Source organism: uncultured Bacteroides sp. (assembly GCF_910585845.1).
Lineage (GTDB): Bacteria > Bacteroidota > Bacteroidia > Bacteroidales > Bacteroidaceae > Bacteroides.
Map to the genome: position 1 here is coordinate 1 of NZ_CAJUHF010000053.1, position 22030 is coordinate 22030.

Sequence of the window (22030 nt, forward strand, 5' to 3'; positions counted from 1 at the left end):
GCCGGTATCCCCGCCATCACCAGTCCCGCCCGTCGGCTTCCGCTCGCGCTGTCGGTGCTTGCCGATTCCGTCTGTATCTTCTCCACCGTCGTGCTCTTCCTGCTGCTTGCGCAGCCCGCCAAGCACAGGACAGTCATCATGATGGCGGCAACTGTTGGCAGTGTCAATGGCCTTGCGCAGTCGCGCCATTTCGCGCTTGTTGGCCTGCAGGTCTTTTCTTGTTGCATTCAGTTCTTCTTTTAAGGGTACCACAATATTGCTCACCAAAACGCGGGTGGCATGTTCTGCGTTATCCACACGCACACCCTCTGCGTCGGCTTCGGCTTTCATCGCTTCCGCTTTCGCTTTCCTCACCGTAGCACGCAGGGAACCGATGGCTGCTGCAGTGCCCACAAGGCCGCCGCTAAGAATAATGTTCATGATCTCGCTAAAGTCCATACCACCCGTTTTTTAGTCAGTCAACCTTTTATTCTGCTTCCTCGCGTTTCTTTCGGAATAGTCCGATAACCCATTGCACCAGTCCCGTGTCGGCTACCCCATTGGCTACAAGTGAGGCACCAAAACCATAGAGCAAGGCAATGTCCCAGCTCACATCACTCACAAATCCGGCATCAAGCCACCACAGTAGCATCGCGCACACCAAGCCCACACACCAGCTCACCAGCTGCGTCACCCAGCCTTTCATGTTGGGGAACAAACCTTTCAACCCTTCAGTAAGCACCACCACACCGCCGACGAAACCGGCAAAGGTGCCAATCATTGCGTCATAGTCCGTTGCCGGAACATCGGCCCCTTGGGCCATCACAGCCGATACTGTTCCCAGCATCAGCATCATAAACAGCATAATTCGTTTCATTGATTGCTTCTTTTATTATTGGTTAATACCTATTTCTTTCAGCCATTTCTGTACATCGAAACTGGGGCAGGCTTTGGCCGCCAGCTCGTTGTGTCCCACAATGCGCACATCCGGGAATCTGCGATGGAAGTCCTTCACATACTTCTCCAGTGCCTTTTTCTGGCAGCCGGTGCGGGTGTCCTTCGGGGTCTTACCATCCTTGGCCACACCGCCGGCATACACAATGTGGCGGCTCACGCTGTTGTACCCCTTCGCACCGTTCGTCACTTCCCACGGATCCACCTGCGCATCCTCGTTGTTGTTCACCAGACGTTCCACACCGCCCTGCAGGTGGAACAGGTCGGTATAGCCCACCTGTTTCCAGCCTCGGCCGCCCTGGTTCACGGGCGAAGTGTGCCATTTGCGGATGTCCGCGCTGCTCACCTCACGCCCCTCCGGGGTTGCCGTACAGTGAATTACCAGATACTTCAATTTTGCCATACCATCTTATCCTTTCTGGTTTTGGGTAATGGTAATCTTGGCCGTCTTGCTGCGGTCGGCATTGAGCGTCAGGGTCAGTGTTCCGGTCTTCTGCTCGCCGCTGTTCGCCCCGGCCGAAATCTTCACACCGTTATCCTTCGCTTCCACCTTGAAGCCGGCAGGGGCACTGCCTATCTCATATTCTCCGCTGGCGGTCACGGTCACTTCTTCACTGCCACCGGTTGCCTCAAGGGTCACAGTGGCAGGATCAACTGAAATCTTCTTCTCGCTCGCCTTGAACACGGGGTTGCTGCGCTTGTCCAATACCACCACTTCTTCACCGAAGGCAATGTTCGTATCGGCCTTCATCAGCATCTTGAAGAAGTACAGTTCGCTGGCGTTCGAAATCTTGTCAATCTGAATCACGTCTTCATCGTCCTGCAGGTTCACAGCCGCAAACAGGTTGCCGCCGGCATCGGGCGAACAGAGGGTGCACACAATCAGATCATCGGGCCAGGCAGCAAGCGTCTCAATGGTAATGCCCTTGTAGCGACGGGCGTTCACATCGGTTTCGCTCGTGTTCTTGGCCTCGCGCTGGGTCAGCTCGTCATCATACTTGTCAAAGTCGTTCACACTCATCAGGATGCGGAGGTCCGGGTTGTTGCGGATGGCCACGGGAATCTTCGCACGCATGGCTTTCAGTCTGCCCAGCATGGTCGATTCTGCGCTGTCCACCACAATCACCTCAGTATCCTTGGCCATCTGGGTCAGGATGCCGTTAAACAGGTGGTCGTCATCATCCCCATATTCGCCGTTCACATAGTGGTCACCCAGTTCAAATTGCACCTGTTTGGCCAGCTCGGCAAGCAGGGCGTTCTGCGCTTCGGGCGGAAGTTCCGAGAATACCAGGTTGCCCTTCGGCTGCCACTTTCGCCAGATGTTCTCGAACGTGCGGGGGTTAAACACCGTAAAGGCCATGAAGTCCACCGGGTCAAGACTCTTTTCGTCGTAGTTGAAGTTGCCCTTCGAATCCTCCACGCCGGGGTTCTCCTTGCGCTTCTGGAGCATCTTGCCGGTCTTCAGGCGCGGCAGGCTGATTTTCTTCTCCACACCGGGAATCACCATGATCAGCCCCTTTTCCACAATCTCATTGCTCGTAGCGGCAAGCGTCAGCAACTGTTCCAGTACCTCGCCGCTGTAATTCGTGTTTCTTACAATTATTGCCATAGTTCAATCACTTTTTACGTTTGTCCTTAATTTCTCGCATACGCCTGTTCCAGGGGCTTTCTTCACCATTCGGTTCCAGATGCAGGTCTTCCATCACACGGCGCTTCACCGGCAGTTGGGCCAGGGCCTTTTCGCCGTTCTCGCGGTCATTGGCCAAAAGGTTTTCGTAGATGGGGCGGGTGGTCGCATCGATGCGGCCGTCCTGCTCGGCTGCGTCAAGCAGCTGCTTGCGGGCGGCAAGGTCTTCGGCTGCAGCCTTGTCCTCGTAGGTCTTCACCTTGGCCTTCAGATCGGTGTTCTCTTTCGTAAGGATAGGTACCTTGCCGGCCTCTTCCTCCAGTTGATCCATCAGGCGGAACACATCCGCATCACTCGCGCAGTCCTTGAAGCGCGGGCGTTTCTTTACGTCTTCCAGATTCATGTCTTCTCTGTTTTTTTGTGGCTCAACGAGCCGGTTATTAAATAAAGTATATATCTGTGCCGGCGTACTGTCGGCCGGCACGGGGTCTGCATCATAGATGCCGTCTATGAAACCGAGGTCCAGGGCTTCCTTGGCGGTCAGCCAGTGGTCCTCGCCGTCAAAATAGGTCTGTTTCACTTCTTCCTGGCTCATGCCCAGCCGCTCGGCATAGATTTCGCTCAAGCTGCCCTCCAGGCTTTCTATCTCTTCCATGCAGCGCTGCAGGTCCTGCTTGTTGCCATAGCACCCGCCGCTCACGCAGTGCAGCATCAGACGGGCATACTTGCTCATCTCTACCGGCTTGCCGCAAAGGGCTATCACGCTGGCCATGCTGGCGGCTATGCCATCCACATAAATGCGGATGTCGGCCTGGCTATGACGCAGGGCGTTGAATATCGCAATGCCGCTGTACACTTCCCCGCCGTTGCTGTTGATACGTACATGGATGCGCCGGCTCACGCGTTCGGCTTCCATCAGTTCCTGGGCAATGCGCCCGCTTTGCACCTCCGTATAGTCTCCGATGTCCCCATACAGGAATATCGTACTGGTGCCGTCGTCACTCGTTGTAATATTGAAAAATCTGCTCATCGTCATACACTTTCCTGCGGTCTTCCCCGCCTTTCGATGATGCGAAAATAGAACATTCCCATGGCACCAGGAAACCGCGTTTTTATCATGACGCTTTCTGGCGTTATCATAACGCTGCAGCCCGTCATCATGCGTACGCGCTTTTACAAACCCCGCTTTTTCATGCAATTTTGTAACGTGATTTACAACTAAAAAGGACGATATATGGCAGATTTGACGAATGCCCAGAAAAAGGAATGGGCAAAGACTTTGTACCTAAAGGAAAACCTCACACAGCAGGAAATCGCCGACCGGGTGGGCGTGTCACGGGTGTCCGTGTCCAACTGGGTACGGGCCGGGAAGTGGGAGGAACAGAAGGTGGGGCTTACGCTCACAAGGCAGGAACAGGTGGCTAACCTCTACCGGCAGGTGGCCGAAATAAACAAGGCCATCGCCGAACGGCCCGAAGGGGAACGCTTCCCCTCATCCAAGGAGGCTGACATCCTCGGAAAACTGTCGGCGGCCATACGCAACATGGAGCAGGAAGTGGGCATTGCCGACATCATCAGTGTCCTCACCGGGCTCATCGACTGGGTACGGGCGGCCGACCTCGAAAAAGCAAAGGAAATTACACGCCTGGCCGATGCGTACATTAAAGACAAATTATAAAGGGATAGACAATGAAACAGACTGACAGACTCGCTCTCCTCGATTGGGAGAAGTACAAAGAAGACATCGCAAGGGCAACACCGGTTGACCGGAACATGACGGCAGCCGAACGGGAAAAACACCGGGAATATCTGGAGAAACATCCCATAGAATGGATCAGGTTCTTTTTTCCGAATTACGCCAAATATGAATTTGCCGGCTTCCAGAAAAAGGCTATCCGGCGGATCATTGCACACGACGAATGGTTTGAGGTGCTTTCCTGGAGCCGTGAGCTGTCCAAATCCACCGTCACCATGTTCATCGTCATGTATCTCACGCTGACCGGACGCAAAAAGAATGTTATTCTGACCTCCAACAGCAATGACAATGCGGTGCGCCTGCTCGATCCCTATCGGGTAAACCTCGAAGCCAATGGGCGCATCATGGCATACTACGGCAAACAGGAACTGCCTGGCTCATGGACCGAGGATGAATTCACCACCAAAGGGAAGGTCTCTTTCCGCGCACTGGGTGCCGGGCAGTCACCGCGTGGTTCGCGAAACGAGGCCATACGTCCCGACGTGCTGCTGGTCGATGACTTTGATACGGACGAGGACACCAAGAATCCGGACATCATCCAGAAGCGCTGGGACTGGTGGGAAAATGCGCTGTACCCCACACGTTCCATTTCTGAACCTACACTGGTCATCTTCTGCGGCAACATCATTGCCAAGGACTGCTGCGTGGTGAGGGCGGGCGAAATGGCCGACTCCTGGGACATCGTGAACATCCGCGACAAAAACGGATTTTCCACATGGCCGGAAAAGAACTCGGAGGAGGACATCGACCGCACTCTGTCCAAAATATCCAAAAAGGCGGCACAGGGTGAATATTACAACAACCCCATTTCCGAGGGCGAGGTCTTCGAGAACATTTCATACGGCAAGGTACCGCCTCTCTCTAAATTCAAGTTTCTCGTGGCGTATGGCGACCCGGCACCGGGCGAAAGCAAGGGGAAGAAAGGGAAATCCTTCAAGACGGTTTCGCTTTGTGGCAAATTGGGCACCAGGCTCTATGTCATCAAGACTTTCCTGGCACAGGCGCTCAATGCGGAGTTCATTGACTGGTATGTCCGGATGCTTGATTTTGTCGGGGGCAAGACCAATGTCTATTGCTACATGGAGAACAACAAACTGCAGGACCCTTTCTTCCAGCAGGTGTTCAAACCGCTGGTGGCAAAGGTGCGACGGGAACAGAAGATTGCACTGTTCATCCGGGGCGACGAGGAGAAGAAGACGGACAAGGCTACACGTATCGAGGCCAACCTTGAACCGCTCAACCGCGAAGGGAACCTTATCCTCAACGAGGCTGAACGGGACAACCCGCACATGAAGGAACTGGAGGACCAGTTCAAGCTGTTCACCCTGACCATGCGCTATCCGGCCGACGGACCGGATGCGGTCGAAGGGGCGAACCGCATCATCGATGAACTGATCAGGCGCATCGAACCGCCCGTTTTCCGCTCAAGGAAGGATGTGAGAAAACGGAACAAGAAAAGATTATGACAACTCTAAAATATTAGGACTATGAGCAAATTTGTAGAACTCACCGATTACGATGCAAGTATCCACCGCGACATTCTCGACGCATTGGTGCGCGAAGACGAAACGGTCATTGAGGTATGTGAAGACAGGGCCATTGCCGAAATGCGGTGCTATTTGAGCAAGCGATACGACTGTAACAAAATTTTCGATGCTACCGGCGAGAACCGGAACCAGCTTGTGCTGATGATGGTCATCGACATGGCGGTCTATCACATCTTCTGCATCCACAACCCGCAGAAGTTATCAAAGGTACGCAAGGACCGATACGAACGGGCTGTAGAATGGATGAAGGCGGTGGCCGACGAGGATATATCAATCGAAGGGGCTCCGCTGCTGCCCGAGGAACAAAGGGCGGGCAGGTCGGATTTCCGCATTCAAAGCAACCGCAAACGAACGAACCACTGGTAAAAGCAAGCATCATGAAAAAGAAAAACAGAAAAAACAACAAAGCCGGCATCATCACCGTAGGGGGGAATTTCGCATTGCCGGGGCAGAAGAAACCGAATGTGATTGTGCTCACCCAGCCCAAACGCTTCGGACTGGACATTTCCGACTACATGGCAGCCGTCAAAGCGGCCGAGAATGTCGATTTCTCGCGACGTTACAAACTCTATGACCTCTACGAGGACATTCTGATGGATACCCACCTTTCCTGTGTGCTCGAAAAGCGAAAGAATGCCGTGCTGTGCTCCAACATGGAATTCCGGGTGGACGGGAAGCCCGACGATAAAATCAACGAACAGATACAGTCGCCCTGGTTCAACCGGCTGGTGGGTGACATCCTCGATGCCAAGTTCTGGGGCTTTTCGCTCTGCCAGTTCTACAAGCTGCAGGAATGGGTGGACTACGATCTGGTACCGCGTAAGCATGTGGATCCGGTCAGGGAACTCATCTTGCGGCACCAGACAGACATCACCGGCCATTCCTGGGATGAATATACCGACCTGCTTTTTGTGGGTTCGCCGTCCGATTTGGGACTGTTGGCCAAGGCTGCACCGTGGGTCATCTACAAACGTAACACCACGGGCGACTGGGCACAGTTCTCCGAGGTATTCGGCATGCCTATCCAGGAATATATCTATGATTCCGACGACGACGAGTCCCGTCAGCGGGCCATGGAGGATGCTGCGAATGCCGGAAGCTTGGCGCAGTTCTTTCATGCCAAGGACACGGAACTCAAGCTCACGGAAGCCGGCAACAAAACGGGGTCTGCCGATGTCTATGAACGCCTCTGCGAACGGTGCAACAATGAAATATCCAAACTGATACTGGGCAATACGCTGACCACCGAATCGTCCGAAAAAGGTACACAGGCTTTGGGTACGGTGCATAAAAAGGTGGAGGACAAGGTGCTGGAGGCTGACCGGAAATACGTGCTCAATGTGTTAAATTACGACATGACGGACATTCTGCTGCACATGGGCATCAATACTGAAGGGGGTACATTCTGCTTCCCGGAACCGAAGGAAACAGATGCAGGCACCAAAATATCCATCCTTACGCAGCTGAAGAAGAACTTCAACATCCCCATCGACGACGACTATCTCTATGAGGAATTCGGCATCGACAAACCGGCCAACTACGAGCAGTTGAAGGCTGAGCAAAGGGAGGCTGCACAGGCTGCCCTGGTTCCAACCCCAAAGAAGGAACCGGAACCTGCGAATAAGGGACGGGATGATGAACCGACACCGAAACAGAAAAGAAACTTCCGGAACTGGCTCAAAGGTTTTTTCGTGAAAGCCCCGGCAGACGGGGCAGCTTTAGACTGGTAGTCGACAGACTGTATGCGGCTGATAATGGCAGCATCTCCATGGAGTTTGACTTTTCCGAAGAGGTGCTGCGGCGTGCCTTGCTGAACATATACAGCAGGGACTTTCATCCGGTAACCGAAATCGAAATCAGCCTGTTCAATGAAATATGGGCAAAGATGAACAAGGCGGCAAAGGAAGGGTTCTGCAAATCCAAGGCCATTACTCCGGACGAGGATTTCAGAAATGCCATACTCCGGAACAACGCCGTATTCTCGGCATTCAAGGTACATCGTATGCAGAATGACATGGCACGACTTTTATTGGATTCAAACGGCATTTTAAAACCGTTCGACAAATGGGTACAGGAAGTCTTGCCCATTGCTTCTCATCAGGTTCGTCACTGGCTGCGGACGGAGTATGATACGGCGGTCATCCGGGCGCATCAGGCGGCTGACTGGCAACAGTTCCTGCGCGAACGCGATATTCTGCCCAATCTCAAATGGCTACCATCTACTTCCATTCATCCGGGGGCTGACCACCGCCCATTTTGGAATACCATCCGACCGATTGACGATCCGTTCTGGAACATCCACCGACCGGGCGACCGGTGGAATTGCAAGTGCGACCTTACAGCCACCGATGAGGAACCGACACCACTTCCGGACGAAGACGACAAGAACAAGCCACACCCCGGACTGGATAACAATCCGGGAACGGACGGCAAACTGTTTTCCGACAATCATCCATATCAGACGGAAGCCCACGAGGGTGCCAAAAAAGCGGTGGATAAACTTATGGCGCGCATTGATGAAATGATTGCGGAAATGCCGAACAGTCTTACCAGGGAGGAAAAAATGGCCATTGCCCGGAACAACCTCGAAATAGAAAAGGCTCTTAAAATCAAAAAAGGGAAACCTATGGATGTGGATAAGGCGGATAAACAGAATGCGAATCCCAAACACGTGGACGAGTATATTCCTGATCCTAACGGGATATATCGTGATAAAAGGGGGAACCGTTACCGGAAGAACAGCGATTACGATAAAAAACGAGATACTCCATACAGCATCAACTGTCAGACTTGCGCACCGGCATACGCTTTACGGTTAAGAGGATGGGATATTACAGCCAAGGGCAATGTTGCAGGGTCAAAACTTGAATACCTGAGTAATGGGCGTGCTTTTGAAGTCTGGAAAAACATCGACGGTACTCCGGTGCAGCATATAAGTATAAACAATTGGGTTGCACACAAAGGATACCTGAAAATGACGCCTAAAAGATACATGGAGTATTTCAATGAAGTATGCAAAGAAGAAGGCGTGTATGAATTGAGTATCGGTTGGAAAAGCGGGGGCGGACATGCTACAATCCTGCAACGTTTCGCAGACGGCGAACTAAGGTACATAGAACCCCAAAGCGACAATTCTGCCGGTTCCGGGATGGAATGGAAAGATGTGAAATATTTATGTGAAATAGGAGCTGCAACTTCCCACAGCTGCAGAGGAGTCCTGAGAATTGACAATAAATTATTCGATGTCTCCTTCCTCGATATTTTCGATACATGAATCGATAACGTCAAGGGATAACGGACCGGTTATTTCGGTTGCTTCTTTACCGTCATACAGGTAAACAAAAGGATAACCGGTACAGGAATCTTCTGGGAACTTGAATACATAGGCTTCCTGACCTTCATAAATACCAAGGTATTCGAAGGTGTCACCGTATTGCTCAATAAGCGCACGGGCCTCATTCTTCACTTGTTCCGGTATATTCATAACGCATAAAAGGCATATTGGAAGCCTTGGTTGCAAAGTTATAAATTATTCTTGAATTACTAATGATTATGGACATAAAAGATTTTGCAGAACTGATAAAGCGGAAACGTGACAGACTGGACAGCATGATGCGGCGCAAAATGCCGGGCATGGTAGGACGAATGGCCAAAGACCATTTTCAGGAGAATTTCCGCCAGGGTGGATTTGTCAATGGCGGTCTTCACCCTTGGCCAAAATCCAAACGGCTGTCTTCGGGGGGGACCGATGCCGCCAGCAATTATGGTACGCTGCTCTCCGGCAGGAAGCATCTTTTCAAATCGGTCGGATATACACCTGCCGACTACCGGGTAAGGGTGTTCAACGAGGTGGTCTATGCACCCGTCCACAACTGGGGCGGCGAAATCGATGTCACCGTCACAGACCGCATGAGGCGCTTTGCATGGGCCAAGTTCTACAAGGCTTCGGGGAAAAGAAAAAAAGCCGGCATAGGGCAAAAGAAACGCGTTAAACGACGTACCAAACCGAAGGAACTGAATCCACAGGCACAGTTCTGGAGAAATATGGCACTTACCAAGAAAAAGAAACTGCACATCCGCATCCCGCAGCGCCAGTTCATGGGAGAAAGCGAAGAATTGAACAGCCGCATACGCGAGAAGGTGGACCAGGAAATTACCAACATTTTAAATAGCTAAGGATATGGAAGAAGTTTTTATCGCAATCATGGAACAGATTGCACAGGAAATGCCGGAACTCTCGCTCATTGATGAGGACTACGGCCAATTGGAAATGGGGGCAGAAGAAGACCAGTACCCGGTCACCTTCCCTTGTGTATTGATTGGAAATACAAGTTCTGACTGGAACGACCTTGGATATGGGGTACAGAAAAGCGAATCCATGCTGACCGTACGGCTGGCTATCGATTGTTACGACGATACAAGCTACGCATCCGGCACGTATGACAAAGTAAGGGAAAGGCAACAGCTGGCCGGGAAATTATACAAGTCGCTGCAATGCCTGCAGTGCACGGACAACGCTTCGCCGCTGGTACGCGAGAAAAGCCGTTCGTATGCCATGCCGCATTACATCAAGGTCTATGAAATGACGTTCTCATTCACACTGCACGATGAATCGGCCATGCCGTCATTTTACGGGGAATAGCTCCAGTTGGGCTGCGGTCAGGCGGGGGGCTTTCACCTTGGGAACAGGCTTCAGGTTGTAGTCTGTCCCCTCACGTGATTTCCGGCGGATGATGGTCATGATACGCTCCTCGGATATGAAGAATTCGCGCTCCGACAACACTTTTAAAGCATCGTCGAACCGCAACCGCTGTATTTCTGTCCAATAGTAGTAACGGCGGCACAGTGCCTCGTCACGCAGCTTGATCAGTTCTTTATCCCGTCCTTTGCCCATACATTTTATTTCTCTTACAAAAATAACTGATTTCCATCTATTTTAAGAACAAAAGCGCCGCAATTATAACAACTGCGGCGCTTTCTGTTTACAGGGTTAACGGGTTTCGGCTACAAACGGCAGAAACTGGGTTCAATGCGGGTCCATACACCGTTTTCAGGGTCACGGCTGCTGAAGTAGTAGTTGGTGGCGTTGCGCTGCACCACATTGGCTTCCTTGAACAGGCGCATGATGTCTGCATACTCTTCATCGAACTTGTCTTCCAGTTCGTATAGCTTCGAAATGCTCTTGTAGTCCAGGTCGCCCATCTTGTTGCGCTCCAGCAGGGTCATGGCCATCTGATACATCGGATCATCCGAACCTTTCTCACTGTTCTGCATGTAGCGCTTCAGGTAGTCAATCAGACGGTCGGCTGCCATGTCGGCTCGTTCATCGAAGCCTTTCACCTTGTTGCTTTTCACCTCCAGGCGGAAGTCACCGTCCGTAATGGTGTAGCTGCGCTGTTCGTCGCTTTTCACCTGGCCGTATTCCTTCATCACTTGGGTAAAGGCATCCACCTCTTGCTCCAGCCATATGCGGAACAAGGTCACGGAATTCACCATCTCAAGGACGTTGGTCTTTACTTCGTGCATGAACTCGCCGCGTAATGCCTCGTAAGTTTCACGACGGGCGATGCGGTCTTCTTTCTCTTCTTGCTGCAGCTGGGCCATGAGGGCTGCTCGCTGTTCTTTACTCAGGGACTTGATGTCCACACTTTGGTTGTTCTTTTCCATGTTTAAATCATTTTGAATGTTTATCACTTGTTTTTTATTCTTCCTCACCATCCGGCTTTTCTGGTTCATCGTCTATCAGCATGGCTTCACCGTTGGCATACGCCCAGTCGGCCAGCTCGTTGAAAAACTCTGCTGCATCCTGGTTATCCAGATCGGATGTCGTAAGAGTCACGTCTTTTCTGATGCGCTCAAGCGCTTCATGTGCTTTTTTATCCATATTGCTCTATTTATCGGTTAAACCTCCTTTTCGTTGGATAGCCCGCAGTTTGATGGCCAGTTGTTCCAGCTCCGCTGTACTAATCTGAACAAAGGGTTTGCCGGCTATCCGGGGGTTGTTGCAGAATTCGTTCACCCGGTTCCAGTCAGTGGTGTCTATACCCAACTGTTGCATCAGTTTCAGACATACGCTGCGTTTCCGCCGCAGTTCCTCGCGAAGTTTCTGTCTCCATTCATCCTGCCCGGTTAGTTTCTCCAAGGCACAGCAGCAGGCTTCATATTCCTTGGATGTCATTTCACGGAGGCTTTCCGTACGGTCCCACGTGTACTGCAGAACGATTTGCTTCTTTAGCCCTTCCCGGTCTCCTGTACAGGGCAGCTTGTTGAACGAAGCATAAAACCGGGCGAAATTTGTCACTTCCTGTGCCATCTTTATTGTATTAGTCTATTAATAATTGGAATCCTTTTTCTGTAATATACATATCCTCACGTTCTATCCACGGTTCTCTCAAATCATCATCTTCTTCTTTAGAATCCGAGAAATTCAAACGAAAGCTGTCTTCAAGATTGCGATCTATTTGCTCCTCTATGTCAGCAATACTTACATCTTCAGGAACTGCTCCTCTAAACTTTACAAGTACCGTAATTTCTTTTGCCATAATTCAAAAACTTAAAGGTTATTCAAACAATACTTTAATGCCACACGAACTGGCTACGTCAAGCTCCAGTTTGGCTCCCTTGCTCAGTTCCCAGTCCTTCAGCATGTAGATATAGTCACAAGCCAGCAGCAGGGCAATATCGGCCCGCATGTGGGCTTTCCAGTGGGCTTCTTCCGGGAGACCGTTATTGAATGGGTTTACCGGATCATAGCCCTCAGTTCTCAACAATTCTTCGGCACGTCCGAAGGCTTCCTTGCGCTCAGCCATATCATAGTGGGCAATGGCTCCACTGATATACACTCGCTTGTTTTCGATTTCCTCACCGCGTTGATAAGCCTTGTGGCGTTTCCATCGTTCCGGAATGACTACGCTGTAATTACACGAACGGCAACAGTAGCCTTCCTCTTTCACGGGGAACGGGTTGTATCCGTAACCCTCCAACTCTTTGCCGCAGATGCAGCAGGTTTTCTTTTGCTCTTCCATCATTTTAAATCTTTAATATGTATTTTACATCCGGGATGCCACATCCGAATACGGTTGGCAAACATGGTATCCGTCGTTTCTATCACTATGTGCCCTTGTGTCTTGGCTCTGCGCAGACGAATGTCTGTTTCTATGTTACATTCCAGCCAGTCTTCCATCACGTCCAAGGCTTCACGACCGGGCAGCAGTATCTGGTACAATTTATTCTCCCATTCCATCATTCAAGTATTCCTCCATTTTATCATCTTTCAATGTTTTGGCAGCACCTTCTTCCCAAATCACATAGGGTTCACCGGGCTTTTCCATAAAGCGACTCTTGCACCAGGCCTTGAAGCAGCTCACCATGATTTTCACATCGGCATCATATTCCACCTTGCGGGCGCTTCTGCCTGCCGGATGGGATCCTTCTGCATGGCTGATGAAGATAAACAGTTTCTTGGGGTGGCGCTCCTTGAACTCCTTGTAGGTCTTGTAGTTCAAACCGCTATACTGGAAACTGTCTATAATCACGATGCCGGGACTGCCCCGGCGCTGCAGACGTTCCTCCAGCTGGTCCATCGACTCGCGGTCAAGGATAATCAGCTTCTTTTTAACTTCCCCCATCTTGTGCCGTTTCAGGCTCATCTGAAACGAAAGGCCGGTGCTTTCTTCCAGGCTGTCATAGATTACGCGTCCGAAACCGCACAGGTACTTGGCCAACTGCATCACAAAGCTGCTCTTTCCGTTCCCGCTGGCACCCCAGATAATCCACACGCCACTCTTGGCAGGGTTGCCTATCGAGGCTTGCCAAGCCCCGGTAAACTCATACCGGGGTATCTTCATACTCAGCACCTCACCGGGGCTGTAGGCTCTTTTCAGTTTCATGCTTGCATCCTCCTTAATTTTTCGATTTCGGTATATACGCGCCGCAAGCCGCCTCCGGTGCTGTGAACGATCTTGGCAATGTCGGCACCGTCTGGGGCATTGATTTTGGCTACAATGGCAGCCTGTGCCTTCAGAAACTTTTCGCGTTCCTGCGCATCGTCTGGGGTCACCTTGCTGTAGGAGTCACCGTAGCGACTCAACATTTCGGTATAACCCACCTTCTTGCCTTCGATGGCGCGGTTGATCTTTTCCTTCAGCCCGTCTGCACCCATCATATACCACGCACAGCAGCGCTCGGTGGCGTTCCACAGGGCCTTCAGTTCAAGGAAGGCTTCATACTGCAGGTCGCCGGCTTCGTCCAGAATAACCAGGGGCGTATCTATCGTGCGGAGGTAGGCTACCAAGTCCTCATACACGTCGCTGTAGCGTCCGTTGCTGGTCACGCCGAATTCCTTGGCAATGTAGCGTATCAGCTTCAACTTGGTCTTCACCTGGCTGCAGTCCACATATACGGCGTGCTTGTGCTGCTTCACGTAAGCTTTCGCTGTAAAGGTCTTGCCGATATTGGGCATATCGCACAGGATGGCGCTCAGCCCGCTTCCCTGGCACACTTCCAGCTGCTTGCTCACAAACACATAGGTCGGGGTCTGTGCTGCCTGCCAGGGCATTTCCGTACGCAGTTGCACGCCCAGTCTTCGGGCTATGCCTACCCAGTTGGCATCACTGACCTGCTTTTCATAATTGCCCCGCTTGATGGTATTGTACACACTGGGGGCTATGCCCAGTGCCGTAGCATGACGGTTGTCACTGGGGTAATTTTCACGATCGGCGGCTATCGCTGCCACAATACGCTGCTTTACTTCATTTGTTATTTCCATTTGAATGCTGTTTTAAATTCGTTCTAACGTCGTTAATTATATCTTGGCTACTGCATCATGCTCGAAAGCACTGATGTCCATATAGGCTGAGTAATCTTCTTCCTCGGCTTGGGTAGGAAGGGGAACGGCTTCCGCCTGTACCTCTGTTATCAGCTTAGCTTCCTCTTTGGCAAGGATACCCACACGCTTGATCTTGCCGTCCTTCATCATCTTGTCGAATTGAGCTACATACTTGGATTGTTCGGTATAGGCTGCCTTATCTACTTCGGTCTGCTCAGCTGTATTCTCATTGTAACGGGCTACGGGCTTGCAGGTGGCGATATATCGTCCGTTCTGGTAGATATATACCTCGTTGATGGTTCCGTCGGCATCGGGCAGATAATAGGCATCTACCTTGTAGTTCCTCGGCTCCAACTTTTCGATGATTTCCGGGCTAGGCAGTCCGTATTGGTTGTACATCACCGTGCAGTAGGTGTTCTGCTGGATGGTTGTTTCGGTGTGCTGCCCGATGAACCGGTAAAGAACGGCCTTGTCCCAAGGTGCAAGGTTCGGATTCTGGTGGGCGCAAAGCACGTCCCAACGGCTCATGCCCGGATAGCGCTTTTGGTTGGGGTGAGGCTGCGCGTTGAAGGTCTGGATGGCGCGTATATCATCGGCTACCAGTTCTTCATAGCTGTAGGCCTTCACCTTGTAGGTGTTGTTCTTTTCGTCATACACCTTCTCTTCTTTCGGGCGGTTGGCTTCCAGCTTGGCCCACCAGCGACCGATACCTACCTGCGTGCGTTTCTCCACGCCGTACTTCTTTTCGCGGTTCTTGTGCTCGGCACGTTTTTCACGCGAGTTCCCGGGGTTACACCAGCGTATCAAGGGGAAGACGGTACCAGCTTGCATCAAGCCGTCGGCAAAGTCACTTACCAGGTGGTGTTCCACTTCCAGCTCGGCGGGGATATACATGCCGTTCCGGTCCAGGGTCTGGAACATGTTTCGCATGCAGTCCAAAAACAACTCGGTAGTCTTGTACCGGTTGTAGGCATATCCTACCACAGCGCCGCTCACCACATCGTAGGCATAATAGGCTTTCACACGGTTGCCATCCTTCATCGGGCGAGGCAGGTCGCGGTCATCAAGGCTCACCTTGCTCAATGAGAACTCACCGATGCTGCGCAGATGGTAGGGGCGGTAGGCGTTGTTGAAATCCCATTGGCTCATGTGAAGCTTGGCTCTAAGGGCCTTGTTTTTGGGGTTGTTCAGGTAGTTGGCTACCGTGGCCGGACTTAACACCAGCGGATTTCCATTCTTGTCGGTAAAGTCTGCTGGGTTCAACACCTCGCCGGTTTCGGGGTCATACAGTTCCAAATCACCTTGTACAAACATATTGTACTGCTCCCACACGGTGGTATTGAAGGGCTGCTCCGGCTGGGCATCGATGCTCAGCAGCAGGCGCTCAATGTCGTAGGTCACTTTCCGGCGGTTCTGGTTCATGAACTTGCGGCTGATAAGACTTTCATAGCCGTTGGCTTTAAAATCATTCACACGCTTCTTGAAGCGGTTGGAACTCACAGGCAAGGTGTGGCCGAACTCTGCTTGATAATAACTGATGGCTCCTGCCAGCTCACCCCAGTTCACCGGACCGGCCTTCATGGCCTTACGCATAAAGGTGGCATCCTCCATGGCACGCATCACTGCCTCAATTACCGAAGCGTTTACCGTATATTCTTGGATGTGTTTCGGTGGCAGTGCATCTCCGTTGTCAAAACGGAACCGGGTGTAAAATTCCCGGGCTTTCGCATCGATGTGGTAATGGCTGCCGAGCCAGTTTCTTATTACGTCTTCTTTCATATCTCCGTATTTTAGTTTTATCCTTTCCTGAAACCGTAGGGGCATGGTCGCTATCTCTACCAGTGCATAGCTTCCAAGCCCCTTGCCGGGTCGCACTACGTTGATTTCTTTCTTGGCCGCTAATTTCTTGTAATTGGGTACCGACAGGATGGGAGCAAGTTCTTCTTCGGAAAGAGTGGAAGGATGAACTCCTTTCAACGTGCGGCTTCTGCTGTAGTCTGCCTTTCCGTTCACCAGCACCGGTCGGTCATCGTAAGTCAGGTCATTGTAGGATATGCACAATATCTTTCCATAATACTCCATTTCATTTCTGTTTATAAGGCGGCTGCCATCTGTTGGGTCTCGTGCTGCAGCTGCATGAAGTCTGATACAAACTCACATTGGTAGGTTTCGGTCCGTTTTCCGTCCACGTACACGTCCACATCGTTGGTCTTCCGGTGGACTACCAGTTTTACACGGGGACCGAAGGTGCAGGTCATGGTTTTCTCGCACTCTTCAAAGGTGGTTTCGCAGTTCGGGATGAAGTTCCCGTCGGTCAGTTTACCGCCTCGTTTCAAGGCGAGGGTGCGGATCCGGCGGGCTTGGTCACTGTCACGGACAAAATTCAGTGCCTGCCACACAGCCTGACGGCTGCACTTAAAGGTCTTCATCAGGAAGGTCTTTGTCTCGTTATCTGTCAAAATCTGCTTTCTCATATCGTTTATCTCTTGATATATTGCTCATTTATAATTCCTCAATCGCTTTCCGCTTGATGTCATCCGAATCATCCGGAAGGATCTCGTAAAGGCGTGTTCCCTTCTTCAGTTCCTCAATCAGCACCTGCATGGCTTCCTCGCACACACAGCTCACATTCTCTATCACCCGGTAGGCATCCGAGTTGCTGATCGCATCCTCTGTCATGAACTGTCCGGCCAAATCCATAGCCTGGTCGGCAATGTTCTGTGTATGGGCCGCACTGCTTATCATCGTGCGAAGCTTCTGCTTGAACTGGCGTTCAGCCCTTCTTCCTTGGTTGAAATTCTTTGCCATAAATCTAAATTTTAGAGGTTTATATCGTGGGGCGCGGGGAATCGAACCCCGGCGGCTTTCTACGCTTTCTTATTTCGCTTTCTCATTTTCTATTTACCAACTTTCCGGCCGTGCCTGCCGCCCCTGCCCGTCTTTCCGGGCTGCCAGTTATCCGGCAATCTATTTGCCTTGTTCTTCTATCATCGAAAGGACAACCTTTCTGTCTTCATCCCAAAGCGGAAGCCCCAATTCGATGGTCCGTTTCACCACTTCCACCTCACCGGCCAGCCTTACCGCTTCTTTGCGGAAATCGGTATCGTCATACGCATGTGCCTTGCCAATCAGAAAGTCGGTCAGGCTGTCGATAACTTCCTTTTGACGTTCACATTTCATTTCATAGTTCAGCACTCGTACATGAACATCGCGGATAATCCGGCTGTCCCCATGTTTCTTGAAATCTTTGCAGAACTCATCCTTGTTCATCGAAGTGTTCAGATAAACCGCACAGATGTAATCAAAATCCTCTACTGTAGGGGTTATCCCCGTCCGTTCCATAAATTCTTGCTGTGTCATAAACTCACTTATTTTATTGTATTACTCTGCATCTTCAATTTTGAAAGAAAAGCACTTATCCGCCAATACTCTTTTTACAAAGTCTAAGTCGTATCTATCAGCCGAAAAGAAAACTGCCTGATAATCTACACTGGGATAAGCCTTGATTGCTGTTGTATCCACCATCTTCTTGACCAGCCCGTAAAGAATTTCGGCGGTCTCAGCTGTTGCTTGAACTATAATTACTTTTGCTTTCATTTACTTTAATCCTTAAAATTCGCTAATCACACGCCTTTTTTGTATCTTTGGCGCGCTGTTTACATCTTAAACACGCTGCAAATATATAGAATTATTTCAATATACCAAACTAAATATGGAAGAAAATCAATATAAGGGCATGAATTTTATAGAAAGACTTCAATATTTCATGGAGAAAAAGGGCATAAATGACAATCAAATGACTGTCAATGCCGGTCTTTCTGTTGGACTTATCGGGAAAGCAAAGGTGTCTGGCAAAGGTATGAGCTCAATGAATATTGAAAAAATTCTATTAGCCTATCCAGAATTATCTGCCGATTGGTTACTTACTGGTGCAGGTAGCATGTTGAAAGATGATTTGAACGGCATTCAAACAGCAGACGAAGCCAATCCTTCGACTCTGCCTACAACATCTATGAACCCATCTGTCGGCACACCATACTACGATGTTGACTTTATTGGGGGATTCGATGAGGTGTTCAACTCTCAGGTAAACATACCCGCCACCAACATCGTAATAAGGGGATTCGAAAAAGCCAGCCTCTGGTGCAATGTCACCGGCCACTCCATGGAGCCCAAAATAAACCATGGCGACATCATCGCCCTGCGACAATGCACACTCAACGACATCCAGTATGGAGAAATCTATGCAGTGGTATTGGACACCATCCGTACCATCAAAATCCTGCGCAGGTCGCCGGATCCAAGCAAGTTGCGCTTCATTCCCATTAATACAGAGGACTACGATGAGCAGGAATTCGACAAATCACGCATCATGAATGTCTTTGAAGTCATTGGAAGCATCAGCAAGTTCTTCTAATGAGGAAGCACATGCGTCATATCACCCAACAGGCACAATAAGACGCACGCACACACTTTTAGAGGCATTTACAGAGTATCAGGATGCAAAAACAACTGTAAATCAAAGGCTTCACGCTATATATATAATGTGTATCGATAAAATAAGTGTCGTTTTTCCTATCTGAAAACAGCGAAAAACGGCACTTATTTACATTTACTGCATTCTTTCCTATTTCGGGCGAACCCTCCAAAAATCGAAAAAGTAACCCTAAAAGTAACCCTAAACTCATTAAAGTAGTAACCCTAAACAGTAACCGTAATAGTAACCCTAAACTCAAGATTACCACCCGTAAGGGCATAAAAAAAGGGGAGCCATAAGCTCCCCAATCAGCATTCAAAGAAATAACGCCTACAAGCCTTTCTAACGGCGTTATTATGTCGTTCTAACCATTGCCCTTACTACCGCCCGAAATGAGCGTAGATTGCTTAATTATAGCCTTTTTCGTGCATATTGTGCCGTTACCAGACAGTCCGGCATGAAGCAGGTAATTCTTGGTTGCCCCCACCTGATCTGCCGTCAAAACCGTATAAACAGCCGATATACTGCTGAAATACCAGTCTTTCTGCTTCGTTCCATCTATTTTATGCAGCAAATGCACATGAATCACTTTTGCCATACTCGTTTCTATTATGCTGCAAATATACTAAATAATGCTTATTTGGAAGAATTTTAAGGCATCATATTTGAAAATAGGCACAAAAAAAACGACCACACAGCCGTTCACACCATCATATGACAAAATCCATCAACCCAGCCATAAAACGGCCACACAGCCGAGAATAAAGCCCTTCCAGGCCGTTTTAACCCCATCTGCAAGCCCAATGTAAAGCAATCGCCCGAAGATCCGCAGAAAAGCCCCTCAAACGTAAAGCAGATGTAAGCCCATGTAAAGGAAAAAACCGCTTCGAAATATTCAGCCCATTTTCCCGAACATGCCTAAACCATTTGGTTTTCAAAGCCTTTCGCCCATTTTCCCTGACCATTGAAAAAACCGCTTCGTTCTATGCCCCATATTTGAGGAACGTGATTTTGATGGCTTTCTGCAAAAGCTGAAAGGCAATTCGTCAATCGCATTCTTAGGTGAAGTCGTTGAGCATGATTGGGGACAGCGAGTAATCCGCTTTTACGATTTGGATGGGCATCTAATAGAAGTCGGTGAGGAAATGAAAATGGTCATAGAGAGATTCATTTCTAATGGAATGACTTTGGAAGAAGTTTCCAAGAGAATGGATGTTTCTGTCGATGACCTGCAAAAACTATTGAATTAAACCCTATAAATATGGATATACAACGTATAATCAGCTTGGTCAAAGAGACTAAGGGGATAATCACAAACAGGGAAATGGCAGCCCTTGTGAAAGAAAAAGGAGTAGCCGATTACGTTACTCAAGTGGATGTCGCCGTTCAGGATTTCTTGAAGAAGGCATTACATACACTTGCGCCGGACATACAGTTTCTCGGAGAGGAAACCGGCTTACAGCGTATGGATACAGACAGCTACTGGATTCTTGACCCTGTTGATGGCACTACCAACCTCATGCACGACTATCAGCATAGTGTGGTGTCGTTAGCTCTTTGTAGTCAGAAAGAGATAGTAATGGGCATTGTCTATGATCCGTTTCACGATGAACTTTTTTCTGCTGTCAAGGAAGAAGGAAGTTTCTTGAACGGCAAGCCCATACACGTTTCATCTGCCACAAAACTATCGGAAACCATCATAGGCATCGGCACTGCAAAAAGAGAATTAGCGAAAGAAAACTTTGCCCGATTTCTGAAAGTTTACGAAAATTCCCAAGATGTCCGAAGACTTGGCTCAGCCGCTTTGGAGTTGGCATATACAGCCTGCGGCAGACAAGGCGGATATTTCGAGATATATTTGAATCCGTGGGATTATGCGGCAGGGATGCTTCTGGTACAAGAAGCCGGAGGAAAAGTGACTGATTGGAACGGGAATGCGCTTGACCCGGCTAAAGGAAGTCACGTCGTAGGAACAAACGGGCAAGTCCACGAAGAAATACTCAAATTATTATGAATGTAAAAGAAGTGTTGCAACAATTCGTTGAAGGTGCAACCGATCTGCGGTTTAATAACGTGGAGGTTACACCGGAAACAATACACGCAATCATGATAAATGAGATTGTTCCGTCACATCCGGAAGAGGACTTCTATGGAAAATCAGATGCGGCGTATATGACAACGACAATTCCGTTGTTCAAAAAAGCCGGGATAGAGGTAGATTCTGTGCAGGATATTCTCAACAAGGGGATTTATATTACCAATGCGGTTAAAATACCCAAAAACGGATATGTCGTTTCAAAGGAAAGCATAGAGGAAAGTCTGCCATATCTGGAAAGAGAGCTTGCATTGTTTCCCAACGTCAAGGTTATAATGCTTATGGGTGATGTGGCAAAGAAGGCCTTTAATATGATTGGCAAGAAGGCAATCAAGAAAAATGTTATCCCAAGCGTATCCACATACAAATTGCGAAATACAGAGATTTCATATAACGGTGTTCGCATCCTCCCCTCCTATATAATGACGGGACAAAACATACTCATAGAGAAATCTAAGTTTGAAATGGCTTCTGAAGATATTTCCATGATGTACCGGTTGATAATGAAGAAGTAAAAATCATTTAATAAATAATATATGGAACAAAAATTTTGTCAGAGTTGCGGGATGCCTCTTAATCCCGCAAATCCCGGAACTAATGCCGACGGCAGTATAAGTGAAGATTATTGCGGTTACTGTTACAAGGATGGAGTATTCCTACAAGACTTCAATATGAGTCAGATGATTGAGTTTTGTGTGCAGTTTACCGACCAGATTTTAGTAGATGACAAAATTTAAATTTATGCTGTTAAACATCTAATTTTCAAGT

The 22030-nt window shown here is 49.5% G+C and carries 32 protein-coding genes and 1 pseudogene; 12 read left to right on the plus strand and 21 right to left on the minus strand.

Features of this window, described 5'->3' with window-relative positions:
- The 5 genes from QZ323_RS12210 to QZ323_RS12230 all read right to left on the minus strand — a co-directional run.
- Positions 1-438: hypothetical protein (locus QZ323_RS12210; RefSeq protein WP_294634975.1), on the minus strand; the 438-nt coding region annotated here is incomplete at its 3' end.
- 28 nt (positions 439-466) lie between these two features.
- On the minus strand, positions 467-856 hold the full coding sequence (locus QZ323_RS12215; protein WP_007562505.1) for a hypothetical protein: 390 nt from the start codon (positions 854-856) through the stop codon (positions 467-469).
- Between the two features lie 15 nt (positions 857-871).
- Complete coding sequence (locus QZ323_RS12220; protein ID WP_057280777.1) at positions 872-1336, minus strand: N-acetylmuramoyl-L-alanine amidase; 465 nt, start codon at positions 1334-1336, stop codon at positions 872-874.
- A gap of 6 nt (positions 1337-1342) precedes the next feature.
- Positions 1343-2542, minus strand: a complete 1200-nt coding sequence (locus QZ323_RS12225) for a BACON domain-containing protein (RefSeq protein WP_278528776.1) — start codon at positions 2540-2542, stop codon at positions 1343-1345.
- 7 nt (positions 2543-2549) lie between these two features.
- Positions 2550-3590, minus strand: coding sequence for a head maturation protease, ClpP-related (locus QZ323_RS12230; protein ID WP_278528826.1), 1041 nt, complete (start codon positions 3588-3590; stop codon positions 2550-2552).
- A 204-nt stretch (positions 3591-3794) separates the two neighbouring features.
- On the opposite strand from QZ323_RS12230, the gene QZ323_RS12235 reads away from it, so the two are divergent.
- From QZ323_RS12235 to QZ323_RS12255, 5 genes are read left to right on the plus strand one after another with little or no spacing between them, the layout of a single operon-like run.
- On the plus strand, positions 3795-4238 hold the full coding sequence (locus tag QZ323_RS12235) for a helix-turn-helix domain-containing protein (protein ID WP_007562513.1): 444 nt from the start codon (positions 3795-3797) through the stop codon (positions 4236-4238).
- Positions 4239-4249: 11 nt separating this feature from the next.
- A complete protein-coding gene (locus tag QZ323_RS12240; protein WP_278528780.1) occupies positions 4250-5782 on the plus strand; it encodes a hypothetical protein in 1533 nt (510 codons plus the stop codon).
- A gap of 21 nt (positions 5783-5803) precedes the next feature.
- Positions 5804-6229 (plus strand): phage protein Gp36 family protein, encoded by a 426-nt coding sequence (locus QZ323_RS12245; protein WP_278528782.1) that lies wholly within the window; start codon positions 5804-5806, stop codon positions 6227-6229.
- 11 nt (positions 6230-6240) lie between these two features.
- On the plus strand, positions 6241-7593 hold the full coding sequence (locus QZ323_RS12250) for a DUF935 family protein (RefSeq protein ID WP_270653672.1): 1353 nt from the start codon (positions 6241-6243) through the stop codon (positions 7591-7593).
- Positions 7594-7631: 38 nt separating this feature from the next.
- Positions 7632-9137: a toxin glutamine deamidase domain-containing protein gene (locus QZ323_RS12255; RefSeq protein WP_278528785.1), complete on the plus strand. Its 1506-nt coding sequence runs from the start codon at positions 7632-7634 to the stop codon at positions 9135-9137.
- On the opposite strand, the gene QZ323_RS12260 is transcribed toward QZ323_RS12255, so the two are convergent.
- Positions 9099-9347 carry a hypothetical protein gene (locus QZ323_RS12260; RefSeq protein WP_087394453.1) on the minus strand — a complete coding sequence of 83 codons (249 nt, stop codon included), beginning with the start codon at positions 9345-9347 and terminating at the stop codon, positions 9099-9101. The genes QZ323_RS12255 and QZ323_RS12260 overlap by 39 nt on opposite strands.
- 68 nt (positions 9348-9415) lie before the next feature.
- Between QZ323_RS12260 and QZ323_RS12265 the strand changes: the two genes are divergently transcribed.
- Together QZ323_RS12265 and QZ323_RS12270 are read left to right on the plus strand one after the other, a co-directional pair.
- Positions 9416-10039 carry a hypothetical protein gene (locus QZ323_RS12265; RefSeq protein WP_278528788.1) on the plus strand — a complete coding sequence of 208 codons (624 nt, stop codon included), beginning with the start codon at positions 9416-9418 and terminating at the stop codon, positions 10037-10039.
- A 4-nt stretch (positions 10040-10043) separates the two neighbouring features.
- On the plus strand, positions 10044-10505 hold the full coding sequence (locus QZ323_RS12270; protein ID WP_278528790.1) for a hypothetical protein: 462 nt from the start codon (positions 10044-10046) through the stop codon (positions 10503-10505).
- Here QZ323_RS12270 and QZ323_RS12275 read toward each other — a convergent pair.
- From QZ323_RS12275 to QZ323_RS12340, 14 genes are all read right to left on the minus strand, one after another.
- Positions 10488-10757, minus strand: coding sequence for a transposase (locus tag QZ323_RS12275; RefSeq protein WP_278528792.1), 270 nt, complete (start codon positions 10755-10757; stop codon positions 10488-10490). The genes QZ323_RS12270 and QZ323_RS12275 overlap by 18 nt on opposite strands.
- Positions 10758-10867: 110 nt before the next feature.
- A complete protein-coding gene (locus tag QZ323_RS12280) occupies positions 10868-11530 on the minus strand; it encodes a DUF3164 family protein (RefSeq protein ID WP_278528793.1) in 663 nt (220 codons plus the stop codon).
- Between the two features lie 34 nt (positions 11531-11564).
- Positions 11565-11747, minus strand: coding sequence for a hypothetical protein (locus QZ323_RS12285; protein ID WP_278528795.1), 183 nt, complete (start codon positions 11745-11747; stop codon positions 11565-11567).
- Positions 11748-11753: 6 nt separating this feature from the next.
- Positions 11754-12176 (minus strand): hypothetical protein, encoded by a 423-nt coding sequence (locus tag QZ323_RS12290; RefSeq protein WP_278528797.1) that lies wholly within the window; start codon positions 12174-12176, stop codon positions 11754-11756.
- A gap of 10 nt (positions 12177-12186) precedes the next feature.
- On the minus strand, positions 12187-12405 hold the full coding sequence (locus QZ323_RS12295) for a hypothetical protein (RefSeq protein WP_087394464.1): 219 nt from the start codon (positions 12403-12405) through the stop codon (positions 12187-12189).
- An 18-nt stretch (positions 12406-12423) separates the two neighbouring features.
- Positions 12424-12891 carry a DUF4406 domain-containing protein gene (locus QZ323_RS12300; RefSeq protein ID WP_278528801.1) on the minus strand — a complete coding sequence of 156 codons (468 nt, stop codon included), beginning with the start codon at positions 12889-12891 and terminating at the stop codon, positions 12424-12426.
- Positions 12888-13109 carry an RNA polymerase subunit sigma gene (locus tag QZ323_RS12305; RefSeq protein ID WP_278528803.1) on the minus strand — a complete coding sequence of 74 codons (222 nt, stop codon included), beginning with the start codon at positions 13107-13109 and terminating at the stop codon, positions 12888-12890. The genes QZ323_RS12300 and QZ323_RS12305 overlap by 4 nt, the downstream gene beginning before the upstream one ends.
- Complete coding sequence (locus QZ323_RS12310; RefSeq protein WP_278528805.1) at positions 13090-13752, minus strand: hypothetical protein; 663 nt, start codon at positions 13750-13752, stop codon at positions 13090-13092. Before QZ323_RS12310 ends, QZ323_RS12305 begins: the two co-directional genes overlap by 20 nt.
- Positions 13749-14630 carry an AAA family ATPase gene (locus tag QZ323_RS12315; RefSeq protein ID WP_007562542.1) on the minus strand — a complete coding sequence of 294 codons (882 nt, stop codon included), beginning with the start codon at positions 14628-14630 and terminating at the stop codon, positions 13749-13751. The genes QZ323_RS12310 and QZ323_RS12315 overlap by 4 nt, the downstream gene beginning before the upstream one ends.
- 36 nt (positions 14631-14666) lie before the next feature.
- Positions 14667-16772 (minus strand): hypothetical protein, encoded by a 2106-nt coding sequence (locus QZ323_RS12320; protein ID WP_288871446.1) that lies wholly within the window; start codon positions 16770-16772, stop codon positions 14667-14669.
- An 11-nt stretch (positions 16773-16783) separates the two neighbouring features.
- Entirely contained in the window at positions 16784-17164 is a 381-nt protein-coding gene (locus tag QZ323_RS12325) for a hypothetical protein (RefSeq protein WP_117703206.1), read from the minus strand.
- A 28-nt stretch (positions 17165-17192) separates the two neighbouring features.
- Positions 17193-17498 (minus strand): hypothetical protein, encoded by a 306-nt coding sequence (locus tag QZ323_RS12330; RefSeq protein WP_229537743.1) that lies wholly within the window; start codon positions 17496-17498, stop codon positions 17193-17195.
- A gap of 159 nt (positions 17499-17657) precedes the next feature.
- On the minus strand, positions 17658-18050 hold the full coding sequence (locus tag QZ323_RS12335; RefSeq protein ID WP_294634984.1) for a hypothetical protein: 393 nt from the start codon (positions 18048-18050) through the stop codon (positions 17658-17660).
- Positions 18051-18071: 21 nt separating this feature from the next.
- On the minus strand, positions 18072-18287 hold the full coding sequence (locus QZ323_RS12340) for a DNA-directed RNA polymerase subunit beta (RefSeq protein ID WP_278528811.1): 216 nt from the start codon (positions 18285-18287) through the stop codon (positions 18072-18074).
- 115 nt (positions 18288-18402) lie between these two features.
- On the opposite strand from QZ323_RS12340, the gene QZ323_RS12345 reads away from it, so the two are divergent.
- Positions 18403-19107 carry a LexA family transcriptional regulator gene (locus QZ323_RS12345; protein ID WP_139247516.1) on the plus strand — a complete coding sequence of 235 codons (705 nt, stop codon included), beginning with the start codon at positions 18403-18405 and terminating at the stop codon, positions 19105-19107.
- Positions 19108-19531: 424 nt separating this feature from the next.
- On the opposite strand, the gene QZ323_RS12350 is transcribed toward QZ323_RS12345, so the two are convergent.
- Entirely contained in the window at positions 19532-19765 is a 234-nt protein-coding gene (locus QZ323_RS12350) for a hypothetical protein (protein ID WP_007562558.1), read from the minus strand.
- A gap of 394 nt (positions 19766-20159) precedes the next feature.
- Here QZ323_RS12350 and QZ323_RS12355 point away from each other — a divergent pair, with 394 nt between their 5' ends.
- The 4 genes and pseudogenes from QZ323_RS12355 to QZ323_RS12370 all read left to right on the plus strand — a co-directional run.
- A complete protein-coding gene (locus QZ323_RS12355) occupies positions 20160-20417 on the plus strand; it encodes a hypothetical protein (RefSeq protein ID WP_294634985.1) in 258 nt (85 codons plus the stop codon).
- 11 nt (positions 20418-20428) lie between these two features.
- The gene (locus tag QZ323_RS12360) at positions 20429-21181 is read left to right on the plus strand and encodes an inositol monophosphatase family protein (protein WP_010801756.1); all 753 of its coding nucleotides are present in this window, start codon (positions 20429-20431) and stop codon (positions 21179-21181) included.
- Positions 21178-21777, plus strand: a complete 600-nt coding sequence (locus QZ323_RS12365; RefSeq protein ID WP_010801757.1) for a uracil-DNA glycosylase family protein — start codon at positions 21178-21180, stop codon at positions 21775-21777. The genes QZ323_RS12360 and QZ323_RS12365 overlap by 4 nt, the downstream gene beginning before the upstream one ends.
- Positions 21778-21798: 21 nt before the next feature.
- A pseudogene (locus QZ323_RS12370) lies at positions 21799-21975 on the plus strand (zinc ribbon domain-containing protein); the annotation flags it as partial.
- Positions 21976-22030 lie beyond the last annotated feature (55 nt).